Here is a 13,518-nt window from a genome sequence, read left to right as displayed (position 1 = left end):
GTTGGTTATATTTTCACTCTACTCCTGATGAAGGTAGACCTTACTATTTCTCGAAGTAATTCGATAGGTTAGTGGTTGTTAGGAATGTTGGGTAGGTTATCTTCATGTCAAAAAATAAATCAAGAACCCTATTTTTACTCCTGTTTTTCATGCTTCCTTTGAATGTATATTCCGCAACTAATGAATACTCAAGCAATTATTCCTTGTGTCTCAATCAGGCGAATGGCGCTTCGGCTGAAACAGTCAATTGCAATAGGATTGAAACTGTGGCTCAAGATAAACGCCTTAACGAGGGATATCGACGCTATCTCGCAAATATTAATGCTGCCTTACGTACGGCTACAATAAAATCCCAGCGAGCCTGGGTCACTTTCAGAGATGCAGAATGCGATGCTGAATATGCTATTGAAGCGCCAGGTAGCAATGCGGAAGTTATGCGAACCGGTTGTATTCTGGATATGACACTGGAGCGCGCCAATAAATATTCTCATGCTTTATCTTCGCTGAAACCTTAGTCAGCCAATTCTGCTGGCCTTTTGGCCATTAATTCTTTTTTCTATCTAACGAGTAACTGCCATGCAATATCATCTAAATGAAGGATCTTTTTCGCTGCCAGCCAGCGACTGGCTGGATAACAGCATGAATGTGCTGCGGGATGATGCCAATGGGATCTCGGTGATTGTCAGCCGTGGGCCTGTTCCGGACGGCAGTGATTTCGAAAAAGAGTTTCACCGCCAGTGGGACAGCATGCGTGAGCAAATGACCCACTTGCAACAGTCTGAGTTTTTGCGCGTGAGCGTGGGTGCCGGGCAGCAGATACGTGCTGTAGAGGTGACAAGTCAGTTTGAACGTAACGGACAGGCGCTTTATCAGCATCAGCTTGCCGTTCAGGTTCCGCAAAAAAACACGCTGATGGTCTTTACCTTTTCTGCCCTGCGACCTTTTACCGACGAAGACGCCATCCGCTGGGATGCGTTGAAAAATACCTTAGCCCTCCACACTCCCGGACAGGATGCCTGAGTCATGAGTAATAAACCTGCTGCGCGCAAGGATGACGATCTTATTCACTCCAGCATTTTTGCTGACATAACCAGTATCGTGGTGGAAGGTGCCGCTTATGCCGCTATTGGCGCAGCAGTAGGTGCCGCAGCTGCGGCGGCAGCGCCTCTGGCAGGAGCGGGCGCAGTGGCAGCGGGTCTGGCAACAGTAGGAGGAAGCTGTGTTCTCAGTGGCATCATCGGTGGCCTGCTGGCCAATGCGGCCGGGCTGTCAGATGACATTGCAAACGTCGCCAGTGGTGTCGGTGACTTCCTTTTTCCCCCGTCCGTATGCGGAAAAATCATCAGCGGCTCAGATAACGTTCTGACGAATAATAAAATGGCTGCCCGTGCGGCAGCCAAATTACTGCCAGCCGCCACGGTAGTGCCGGAAAGCCAGTCCCCCATGAGTTTTATGGACTACGGACGGGAATTACTGGGAAGCCTGGGGCAGATTGCGCATTCGTTCTGGCAACCTTCCGTCGCCGGGCCGGTGGCGAATGCAGACCCGACTCAGCAGGATATGGTCGCTTGCGAGAAGCACCCCGGGCCGCAGTTTATGGCGGAAGGGTCTTCGTCAGTGTTGATCAATGGGCAGCCAGCAATCCGCGCCGGCGACCGTTCTACCTGCGAGGCAACCGTTGCCGATAACGTTTCTCCTGATGTCATTATCGGTGGTGAAAGTGTGGTCGTCAGGGAGATCAAAAGCGGTAAAACGCCCGGTCTGGCCGTAGCAATGATGCTGTTACCGCTACTCAGAGGGCGGCCCGGTGAGGTGCTGCGCAATATGCCCTGTATGGTTTCAGGCGCTATTGGCGGCATGGCAGCGGATATGCTGGTTAACGCTGTTTTTTCCTCGTCTAACCCTGTGCATGCGGCAACGGGTGCAAAGGTGCTTAATGATGACAGCGATCTGGATTTTACCCTGCCGGGACGCTTTCCTCTCCGCTGGCAACGTAACTACAACAGCCGTTCACGGCTGGAAGGGCTTTTTGGTACGGGTTGGACAACCCTGTTCGATACCCGACTTGAAATCACGGGTACTGATTGCCTTTGGTTCGATGAATTTGGGCGCGAACTTCGTTTTGCATTACCCGCCGAAAATGAACCTCTCTACAGCCCTGCTGATGGCCTGATCTTCCGGCGGGGGCCAGGCGGTGAGCTGGCGATTGCTGACGAGGATGGCAGCGTATGGCGCCTCTATCGTCCTCTTCGCGGTAAGCCTGAGCAGCTTCGTCTGGCCTCGCTGAGTGATGAGTATGGCAACATGCTGGAGATTGATTATGACCAGCAGGGACGCCCTTGCCGCATTCATGATGCGCCTTGTGCTATTGACGTTCATCTGGATTATGCAGATCTGCGTTTCCCTCTACGCGTAACCTCCCTCACTCATGATGACGGTACAACCCGTTGGCCGCTGATAGCGTATGTTTATGCTGAGTCCGGCCAACTGGCACAGGTCACAGATGCCTCCGGCGTAGTGACCCGGGCATTTACCTATAACGATGAGGGGCTAATGAGCTCGCACCGCTTGCCGGGCGGAATGCTCAGTGAGTATCGCTGGCAGTACTTTGATCACTGGCGGGTGGTCGCCACGAGAACCAGTGCCGGCGACAGCAGCACGCTCACCTACGCGCTGGATACCGGGATAACCCGCGTTGTCCATGGTGATGGGCGTGAGCATCGTCATTTCTGGAATGCTCAATCTCTAATTACCCGTTATGTCGATGAGCGGGGAGAAATCTGGCGCTTTGACTGGGATGCAAACCAGCAGCTGATCAAAACGGTTGATCCCCTGGGTAATACGACGAAATTTCGTTACGACGAAGCGGGCAACCGGGTTGAGGAAGAGGATGCGTGCGGGTATGTCCGCACCACACAGTGGCTTGAGACGCGGGCCTTGCCGACCCAAATTATCGAAGCTGACGGTACCGGCGTACGTTTCATGTATGACGAACGCTATGGTCTGGCGAAGGTGTTCTCCGCCGAAGGCTTGAGCGAGCAGATGGAGCGTGATGATTTTGGTCAGGTTATCCGCCGTACGGATGCCGCTGGCGGCGTATCTAAATACCAATACAATGCTGCCGGTCAGGTGGTTGCCGTCATGGACTGCTCAGGTTTTACCACCCATTATCGCTATCATCCGCTTGGTTGGTTGATCGCTGAAATTGCACCCGATGGGGAAGAAACTCACTACGTTTATGATGCTGCAGGACGCCCCGTGGCTCTGCAACGTCCGGAAGGCTGGGAAGAGACACTGCACTGGAGTGAACGTGGCCTCCCCGTTAAGCATCTGGCAGCGGATGGAAAACAGAGTCACTTCAGGTATGACGAAGCGGGCAGATTAATTGCCACCCGCAGTCCCGAGGGCGGCGAGGTATTGCGGGAGTACGACAACCGCAGCCGCCTGACCAGCCTGATTAATGAAAATGGCGAGCGCTATGGTTTCCAGTGGGGAGCCGACTCGCTTTTACTTGAAGAGCGCGGTCTGGATGGCGTTGTAACCCGCTATGGCTATGATGCCAGCGGACGCGTGGCCGAACGTATTTTTGCTGCGGATACTTCAGCACAGTTCAGCCATCTCTTTCGCTACGATCCCCGGGGACAGGTAACCGGCAGACGCTCGCCCGATGGGGAAACCCGTTTCGACTACTCAAAGATAGGCCAGCTGCTCAGGGCTTCTTACCATCCTGCTCTGGATAATCAGAGCGTCACGGAAGCGCCAGAACAGGCGCTGGATTTCACCTACGATCCGCTTGGACGATTAATCAAAGAGTCGGGGGAACAGGGTGCCGTTGAGTATGAATGGGACGCGCTGGGCAACCGGATAGCGACGACGCTGCCTGATGGCCGCAGGTTGCGAAACCTTTATTACGGCAGCGGCCATCTGTTAAATATCGCGCTCGACAACCTGCCGATTACCGGCTTCAGTCGTGACAACCTGCACCGTGAAACCAGCCGCACGCAGGGCGAATTAATCAGCCGGGTTTCTTACGATCGGCTTGGCAGGCTTTGTCAGCGGGATGTGTTCACCGGTTCCCGCCAGCGCCCGGCTCCCAGGCAGTGGTCCCGCCGCTGGGATTATGATTACCGCAATAACCTGGTGCGTGAAGAGCATGACGACAATCCTTTCGCCTGGCGGCAGTGGCAATATGATGCGGCCGGCAGGTTACTGAAACAGGATGGCGGCTTGCCTGACCATGAGCAGTGGCGATGGGATGCCGCGTCTAATCCGCTGGATAAAAGCGACCAGCCGGTGATGCATAACCGGGTGTCGGAACTACACGGGGCCCGCTGGAAATATGACGTTCACGGCAGGACGGTAGAGAAAGTCCGGGACGGTGAGCGCTGGCGCTATCAGTACGACGGAGAACACCGGCTGAGTGACGTCGTCCGTGAAGCCAGGCATGGTGCTGGGGTTCATGTCAGTTTCAGATACGATCCGCTGGGGCGCCGTATCAGCAAAACCAGCCGTAATATCAGGAACGGTGAGCAGATTGGGCAACCACGGACAACCTGTTTTGTCTGGGAAGGATTGCGGCTTTTACAGGAAATTCAGGACAGCATCCCGCTGACTTATGTCTATGCGGATCAGAACAGTTACGAACCTCTGGCCCGTATTGACGGGGTGACAGAACCGGAAATCTACTGGTATCACTGTCATCCCAACGGCACGCCGGAGCGGTTAACCGACGAACAGAGTCAGCTCCGCTGGCACGGACATAACGGCGCCTGGGGGAAATTGCTGCGTGAAGAGCCGTTAAAATCGCCCGGATTTGCGCAAAACCTGAGAATGCAGGGCCAGTACCTGGATCGTGAAACCGGGTTACACTACAATCTGTTCAGGTATTACGACCCCGACTGCGCAAGGTTTACCCAGCCTGACCCGATAGGGCTAAGTGGTGGGATTAACTTATATGCTTATGCGCCGAATCCGCTGGGGTGGGTTGATCCCTTAGGTTTAAAATCTAAATGTAGTCGCGATAACACTTGGAATGCATTCCAGCGGCAGCATCGTGGTCATTTCAAAACTTCAACCGAATCTGCTGCAGCTTACCAGAAACTCATTCGTGAACAGTCTCCGTGGCCAGTAAATAGCTCACCTTTAGAAGCCACTCTCATACCCGGAACAAGAATAAAGATGGCTGTCTCTCCAGGGCAACCTGCTACAAGGCCCGGTGGATTTGCAACATTTGATGATATTCCAAATGTATCCTATGTTAGGAACGAACTTGCAGTTAAAAACGAATGGAAACCCGAGATAGATCGAGTTATAACATATGAAGTCAAACATCCATTGCCAGTTAAAATAGGGGCTGTTGGCCCTCAAGTTGATAAAGGTGCTGGTACTTATCTCCCAGGCGGTGGTTCTCAAGTTGAAATGAATGTTTCGCCGAGAGATAGGATGAATTATTTGGAAGTTATCGATGAGCAACCACTTAAACCTTAACTATGTAAGGCCACGAGAATAAAATGATAATAAATTTAGAAATAGATAAATATAAGGGCTCAGTTAAATGGAGTTTTGATGAGAAAGAATATGGCTATATAATTGAAAATATCGATCAAGCATCAGAAGATGAATGTAATAAAATAATAATGATTTTAAGTGGCCCACAAGCTTATCCTGATATATTGACAGTAATTAATGCATATGGTGTTAAGCTATTTTCATGTTCTCCTCCTGATGGGGCTTATTTTTCTTATCTGACAAAAGATCAATCAAATAATGTTTTAATAATTTGCATTTTCGAAGAAAAATTAGAAGGTTGGTATGACTGGCACTATTCACTTGACCTAACTAAGAAAGATTTAGTAAGAGGGGCCCCAGCTTACTAAAATTGATTCCTGATGATATATTATTATGCTGCTTTAGATAATGACGAAATTCTAAATGAGAATTTCGCGATTATTAAATCGGAAATAGTTTGTTGGAGAAAAGGACTTTTTGATTGGTAGATATTGGGACCATTTTACAAAACTATGAAGGTATTTAAATGAGATACCTAGCATTTGCTTTTTTCTTGTCAACTACTATTTTTTATATCTGGAATGGAAAGGATTCTTTTAACAAGAAGGAATGGGTGTTATTTGGTCTAAAGTTCCTGGCTTCTTTCTGCATTATGTTTATTTTAGCATTTGTTTTTAAATTTCTTGCAACTGTGGTGGGTGTTATTTCATTTTCCACAGGAAGAAACCTCACGGCCATGCTTTGGATGTCGATTAACGCTTTTTTTATGAATAGGTTTCTTATTGTAATGATAGGGGTTATCTTTTCAAGAATAATTTTATTTCATCGTGACCACAATAAAGATAATTACCCAGAAATAGACGATATCTCTAAGCGTTTTGGACCTCCACTTTTTATATTGGCAAAATGTCTTATATCACTTGGCAGTATTTTGATTTTTTATGGAATTTGGTTGTCCGGCTCGTTCGGATAGATTTTTTGAACACATACTTTTCTGCCCTATTTAATCGCAACGTCCTCCTGAAGGTACGGTTCTCTCTGCATTAACCCTCTTCTTCATTCAGCCCGGCCCATCACCGGCCGGGCACAGTCTTTCAGGGAAATCATCATGCTTGATCGCATTACAGTTCAACTGCCGATGGACGGCCTGCTGTTCTGGAAACTGAACGGCACGGAGGCACTTTCCAGCGCGTTTGAAATCACCGTCCAGCTCCTGAGCACCGATGCCCGCATTGAGCGTAAGGCCCTGCTGGGGCAGCCCATGACCGTGTCCATCCCCACCCAGAACCTGATGGCAACCCGTTACCTGAACGGGAAAATCACCAAAGTGTCGGTCAGCAGCACCGAGCTGAGCGGCACGCGCTATGCGGTTTACAGCCTGGTGATGGAGCCGGACCTGTGGCCCCTGAAGCGCGACAGAAACCTGCGCATCTTCCAGAGCCAGACGGTAACGCAAATCATTAAAACGCTGCTTTCCGAATACAACGTGACGGTAGAAGACAAGCTCACCGGCAATTACCGCGTGTGGGAATACTGCGTGCAGTATCAGGAAAGCAGCTTTAACTTCATCAGCCGCCTGATGGAGCTGGAGGGGATTTACTACTACTTCCGCCATGAAGCGGACAAACACACCATGGTGCTGATGGACAGCGCGCAGCAGCATCAGCCGTTCAGCGGCTACGAAACCATTCCGTACCACGTCACCCCGTCCGGCGGCTCGACCAGCGAAGAGGGCATCAGCCTGTGGAGCCTGGAAGACCAGGTGACGCCGGGGCTGTACAGCATCGATGACTACGACTTCCGCAAGCCCAACGCGTGGATGTTCCAGGCCCGCCAGAATCCGGCCTCACCGTCGCCGGGTCAAATCGACGTCTACGACTGGCCGGGGCATTTTATCGACCACGACCACGGCGAGTTTTACGCCAGAATCCGCCAGGAAGTGTGGCAGGCCCAGCACCAGCAGGTCACCGCCTCCGGCACCGCGCTGGGGCTGGCGCCGGGAAACACCTTCACGCTGCTGAACGCGCCGTTCTTCAGCGATAACGGCGAATACCTGACGATTAAGGCCGTTTACGATTTCGAAGAGAACAGCTACGCCAGCAGCAACAGCGGCAGCACCATCCACAAGGTGGATATCGTGGTGATCCCGTCTGACGTCACCTTCCGGCCGCAGCCGACGGCAGAATGGCCGCGCACCCACGGCCCGCAGACGGCGAAGGTGGTGGGGCCGAAAGGCGAATCGATCTGGACCGACAAATACGGCCGCATCAAGGTGAAGTTTCACTGGGACCGGCTGGCAAAAGGCGACGACACCAGCTCCTGCTGGGTGCGCGTCTCCAGCGCCTGGGCGGGTCAGGGCTTCGGTGGCGTGCAGATCCCGCGCGTCAACGACGAGGTGGTGATCGACTTTATCAACGGCGATCCGGACCGGCCGATCGTCACCGGCCGGGTTTACAACGAAGCGAGCATGCCGCCGTGGGCACTGCCGGCAGCCGCCACCCAGATGGGCTTCCTCAGCCGCTCCAAAGACGGTTCGCCGGACAACGCAAATGCCCTGCGCTTTGAAGATAAGGCCGGGGAAGAGCAGGTGTGGATCCAGGCACAGAAGAACATGGATACCCATGTGAAGGCGGATGAAACGCAAACCGTCGGTGGCAATCAGACCATCAGCGTGGAAAAAGCCCTCAGCAGCACCGTGTCCGGGACTTACGATCAGAAAACACAGTGGACGCGCAGTGAGCTGGTCGGCAGTGATTACGTGCTGAAGGTGCAGGGAGGAATGGTGCTGGCCTCCGGGGAAGGTATCAGTCTGGTATCGGGGGACAGCATGCTGACGCTTATGCCGAACGGCACCATATCCTTGCAGTGCAAACAGTTCCAAATCAATGCCAGCGGGCAGGCTGAAATCAATACCGGCGGGACGCTCGACCTCAATATTAATGTGCCGGGTACGGCGGCTCAGCCCTCGCCAACCCCGGATGAAATCAAAAATGACGTTATGGAAGCATTTCAGAATAAAGGGAGCAGCAAATGAGTCAGCCAGTCAGTTATCACCTCACCGAAGGAACGCTTCCGCTTCCGGAAGCCGTGCAGGAACAAAGCATCACTTTGCTAAAACTGCCAAAGATCGGGGCTTCGCTGGTGGTCACCCGGGCCTGGGAAGTGAAGGCGGGTGAGGAAGAAGCCTATCTGCAGCAGCAGTTAGCCAAAGTTAAACGCGACATGAAAAAGTTTGCTGCAGACGCCGTAGAAGACACGACGTTTGGCGGCATCCCTGCACGTGAAGTGAGTATGCATTTTGAAAATCATGGCGTGATGGTGATGCAAAAGCTGCTGGTGGTGATGTTGGAAACCCACCTGATGGCGGTCACCTTCAGCCTTGCAGCCAGTTTCGATGAGGCCTCTCTGGCGGTCTGGCAAAACATCAAGCTGGGCTTTGTTCCTGCTACGGGCAAGGAGGCCTGATCGATGTCTGACGAACTGATTGCTGCCCGCCTGGGCGATCCGCTGGTTCACAGCTCTGTCATTGCCGATTTTGTCAGTGGCGTGGTTGAAGGGGCGATTTACGGCGGAATTCTGTTTGGTGCCGCGCTGATCTCCAGCACCGGCGTGGGGCTCGCCGTTGGGGTGGGCTTAACCGTGGCCGCCATGGCGTCCGGTTACCCGGAAAAGCTGGGCAATAAGGCCGGAGAGGCGGTTGATGGCCTGTTAGATATGCTGGGGATGCGCGGCCCACCGGATGCGTTCATCACCAGTGGTTCAGACAATGTCAGAATAATGGGTAAACCCGCCGCGCGCGCCGCCGGCACGGTTAATCATGAATGGCTTAATTCGCCGCAGGCGGGCAGTGAAGAACAGCCCGGCGCACTGGATATCGCCATGGCCGTGGCGGCCGGTATCGCCTCTGCGATCAGCCATCCTGGCGCAACCGCCAGTGCCTTGTGGGATAAAGTCAGCAACACCAGCGGTGATTCGGTAAAGCACTGGTTTGGCAGCCTGTGGGATGACCTGGTGCAACCGACGGTCGCCAGTGCCAGCCCATATGCCACGCCAGCCAGCAAAGATACGGTGGCCTGCACCAAAGGACATCTCGCCGAAAGCGTGAATTTTATCGCTGAAGGGTCTAAAAAAGTGCTGATTAACGGGCACCCGGCTGCACGTAATGGCGACCGCAGTACCTGTGAAGCCAAAATTCAGGTCAGTGAAAATCCCCGGGTGCGTATTGGTGGCGACAGTGTTGTGGTCCGCGATATTCGCAGTGGGAAAAACTTCCTCGCGTATTTCCTTGGCGGAATTGTGGGCGGCGGCATCGGTAAAGAAGGGGCCCAGTTGCTGAAGCAACTCTTTACCCGCATTGCCGCCCGACGTGCATTGCGCCAGATCACCTGCATTATCGCCTCTCAGGCCGGTGGACAGGTGGCGGGCGCGGTTGCCATCGCCGCAGTACAGGGTTCGCATCCGGTGAATTACGCCACGGGGGCGAAGATCCTTGCTGGCGAAGAAGAGCTGGATTTTGTGCTTGAAGATCGCCTTCCGCTTTACTGGCAACGTATCTATAACAGCCGAAATCTCAGCCGTGGAATGCTGGGGACCGGCTGGATGCTGCCGTTCGAAACCCGTCTGATTCGTTTCCGTCATGAGGATGGTTCGTACCCGTTTATGTGGCGGGATATCTCCGGACAGGAGCTGGGATTAGGCGAAATCAGCCCTGGCGATGTGATTCATTTTGACGAAGAGGGCTTCACGCTCTATTGCACCCTTCAGGGGGTGATCATTATGCAAACCGCACAGGGAGAGTTTCACCTCTATGAGCCCGATCCCACCCGCGAAGGCGAATGGCGCATTGGGCGCATTTACGATCGTCATGAAAACTGTCAGCACTTCCAGTGGAATGATGCGGGCCAGCTGGTGGCCATTGCCGGAGATAATCAGGCCCTTGAAGTCCGGCTGAGTTATGAGCCGGTGCAGGGGCGGTTGATTGCGCTGCATCAAGTGGTGGGGGAAGAGCATCGGCCGCTGGTGCGCTACAGCTACAATCCTGAAGGACAGCTGACGACGGTGCAGGATGCTGATGGCGTGGTTACCCGACGCTTCAGCTGGGATCGTGCCAGCGATCTGATGGCGTCACACAGTTATGCCACCGGACTGACGGTGGAATATCAGTGGAAGCCGTCGAGCGATCCGCGCTACTGGCGTGTTTATGAGTATCAGGTGCTGGATGAAAACAGGGCCACACTCGAACACTGGGTGATCGATGCGGATGAACAGGATCGCAGCGCGTCAGTGACCTGTTTTTCCGGCGGAACCACCCTGCATCGCTGGGATGAACTTTGCCGTATTACGGAATACACCGACAGCTACGGGGCGCACTGGCGCTGGCGCTGGGCAGGCGAGTTGTTGATGGCAACCGAGGCGCCGGGTGGAAGGGTATGGGAATACGGCTATGACGAGCGTGCCAACCTGACGATGGTGCGCGATCCGGCGGATCGAACCACCATCACCACCTGGCATCCTTCTTACGCTTTCCCACTGAAAGAAGTCCTGCCTGACGGCGCGGTCTGGGAATACCAGTACAACGTTGCCGGCGATGTGGTGGCGGTGATCGATCCGCTGGGCGGGATAACCCGCTTCACGTGGAATGAGCAGGGTGACCTGGTCACCCGCACCGATGCGCTGGAGAACACGCATCGCTTCTGGTGGAACGATCGCGGTCAGATCCAACGTGATGAGGACTGTTCCGGCCATCAAAGCCATAACCAGTATGATGGGGCAGGCAGGCTGATCGCCAGCTGCGATGCCGAAGGAAATACCACCCGCTATCAGTGGAGCGACGCCGGGCGACTGCAATGTCTGACCCGTCCAGATGGTCGCGATACCGAGTATGAATATGATGCCGCCGGGATGCTCACCGGTGAAAATATTGACGGCTTTTCCGAACGTCGGGTTAAGCGCAATGTTCGTGGGCAGATCGTCACGGAAATCAATCAGGCCGGGCACCAGACTCGCTATCAGTACAATCGTTTTGGCCACCTGACCGCACTGATCAACCCCAACAACGATCGCTGGCAGTTTGAATATGATAACGGCCAACGTCTGCTTACGCAGATCGACTATGCCGGCAGACGTAAAAGCTATCGCTATGACGATCTGGGTCAGGTTACCGAGGTCACCCAGTCACCGCTGAATGCGGCAGATGAACAGCTTTCACCGCACTCGACCTGGTTTGAATACGATGTGGTGAACCGACTTACGGTCAAGCTCACCCGGCAGAACCGTACCGAATATCACTACGGCCCCGATCGGGTGGATATCAAAAAGATGTCCCTCGAAAGCTGGCAGCGCGCCCGGACAGGCGGCTTTGAGGTCACTGACGCTGAGGTGATTACGCTGACCAGCGATGCGGTCGGCAACCTCACCCGCGAGGAAAGCAGCGCTGGGGCGATCGCCCATCAGTACGATGTGCTGGGGAATCTTATCGGCAGCACGCTGCCGGACGGCCGCGAACTAAACTGCTTGCGCTACGGGACCGGGCATCTGCTGCAGATGAACCTGAAGCTGGGCGGTAAACAGGTTGAGATTGCCGGCTATCAGCGTGATAAGTTGCATCGGGAAATCGGACGGACTCAGGGGCCGCTGAATCAGCAAACCCGTTACGATCCGGTGGGCCGTATTGTGATGCGGCGCAGTGGCTTTGAAGATCGTTCGGGCGCTGTTTTTGAGCGTCGCTATAACTGGGATCGTCTGGATCAGGTCTTGCAGCAACGGATTCTGGACAGCGCCACGGGTCAGATCGAGTGGGCGCAGTATCAGCAGCGCTTTGGCTACGATGCGACGGGGCAGATTACCGGCGCCGTTCAGCCACATAATACAGAACATTTCAGTTGGGACGCAGCAGGCAACCAGACGGATAAACCGGGTCAGGTGGTCTGGCACAATCTGTTGCAGAGGCTGAAAGGCGCACGCTGGGCATACGATGGTTTTGGGCGGATGACCTGGCGAAAAACCGGGCCAGATGCCGTAGAACAGCATTACCGCTATGACGATGAGCAGCGGATAGCGGAAGTCCGCTTCACCGGGCATAAAGAGTTCAGCCGCGCGGAATACCGCTACGATGCCTTAGGTCGCCGTACGCATAAAATCCTGCATCGCCACCACAAGCCGGAGGAGACGATTTCCTTCCTGTGGAGCGGCCTGCGGATGGTGGGCGAAAGCAGCAGCTTAACGCCGGATCGCAACATGCAGTATCTGTACAGCGAGGGAAGCTGGGAGCCGCTGGCACGGGTCGACAGCATTGGCGAACAGGCGGATATTTTCTGGTACCACACCGAACTGAATGGTCTGCCCGAGCGGATGACCAATGAAGAGGGTGACGTGGTATGGCGCGGCCGGTTCTCCACCTGGGGAATGACCGGGCAGGAAAGCAGCAGCGGCTTCCAGTCAGTGCCGCAAAATCTGCGCTTCCAGGGGCAGTACCTGGACAGGGAAACCGGGCTGCATTACAATTTATTCCGCTATTATGACCCAGTGGGCGGTAGGTTTACCCAGCCTGACCCGATAGGGTTGGCGGGTGGGTTGAATACTTATAGTTATGTTGGGGATCCGCTGGTTTGGGTTGATCCGCTGGGGCTGAGTAAGTGTAAGCCTAATAAGAAAACGACTTATGAAGGAAAAAGTCGAAGAGATGCATTAAGGCAGGCTAAGAGAGATGCTGGAATACCTATGAATCAGCATCCTAAATCTATAACGAGACCTGGTTTGTTAGATGGTAATGGCAATTTATTGCTCAACAATAATGGGCTGCCAATAAAAACAAGACAGTATGAGTTTTTGAATAATAAAGGTGAGAAAGTATTTTTACAGGAACATAGTTTGGGGCATTCAAAGGCAACTCCTCTTCATGGAGCTGACCCACACTTCAATTTAAGGCCAGCGGACTCTACTACTGGTGTCGCTTTGGATACTAAAACCCCTTTGGGTGTGCACGGGCATTATAACTTTCCTTAATGGAGA

The 13,518-nt window shown here is 53.6% G+C and carries 8 protein-coding genes; all 8 read left to right on the top strand.

Going from position 1 to position 13,518, the window contains the following annotated elements; translation table 11 throughout:
* The first annotated feature begins 104 nt into the window (after positions 1-104).
* On the top strand, positions 105-515 hold the full coding sequence (locus AC0IXH_RS14495; RefSeq protein WP_471720606.1) for a lysozyme inhibitor LprI family protein: 411 nt from the start codon (positions 105-107) through the stop codon (positions 513-515).
* A 61-nt stretch (positions 516-576) separates the two neighbouring features.
* Entirely contained in the window at positions 577-1,020 is a 444-nt protein-coding gene (locus AC0IXH_RS14490) for a DcrB-related protein (protein WP_151038343.1), read from the top strand.
* Between the two features lie 3 nt (positions 1,021-1,023).
* Positions 1,024-5,487 carry an RHS repeat-associated core domain-containing protein gene (locus AC0IXH_RS14485; protein WP_471720605.1) on the top strand — a complete coding sequence of 1,488 codons (4,464 nt, stop codon included), beginning with the start codon at positions 1,024-1,026 and terminating at the stop codon, positions 5,485-5,487.
* Between the two features lie 23 nt (positions 5,488-5,510).
* Entirely contained in the window at positions 5,511-5,876 is a 366-nt protein-coding gene (locus AC0IXH_RS14480; RefSeq protein WP_471720604.1) for a hypothetical protein, read from the top strand.
* 158 nt (positions 5,877-6,034) lie between these two features.
* The gene (locus tag AC0IXH_RS14475; RefSeq protein WP_471720603.1) at positions 6,035-6,481 is read left to right on the top strand and encodes a hypothetical protein; all 447 of its coding nucleotides are present in this window, start codon (positions 6,035-6,037) and stop codon (positions 6,479-6,481) included.
* Between the two features lie 135 nt (positions 6,482-6,616).
* Complete coding sequence (locus tag AC0IXH_RS14470) at positions 6,617-8,542, top strand: type VI secretion system Vgr family protein (RefSeq protein ID WP_053140471.1); 1,926 nt, start codon at positions 6,617-6,619, stop codon at positions 8,540-8,542.
* Positions 8,539-8,973, top strand: coding sequence for a DcrB-related protein (locus AC0IXH_RS14465; protein ID WP_471720602.1), 435 nt, complete (start codon positions 8,539-8,541; stop codon positions 8,971-8,973). The genes AC0IXH_RS14470 and AC0IXH_RS14465 overlap by 4 nt, the downstream gene beginning before the upstream one ends.
* 3 nt (positions 8,974-8,976) lie before the next feature.
* The gene (locus AC0IXH_RS14460; RefSeq protein WP_471720601.1) at positions 8,977-13,512 is read left to right on the top strand and encodes an RHS repeat-associated core domain-containing protein; all 4,536 of its coding nucleotides are present in this window, start codon (positions 8,977-8,979) and stop codon (positions 13,510-13,512) included.
* The last annotated feature ends 6 nt before the right edge of the window (positions 13,513-13,518 follow it).

The organism is Erwinia sp. AC075 (assembly GCF_979253995.1).
Note: the sequence above shows the minus strand (reverse complement) of the source record. Positions and strands in the feature narration are given on the sequence as shown.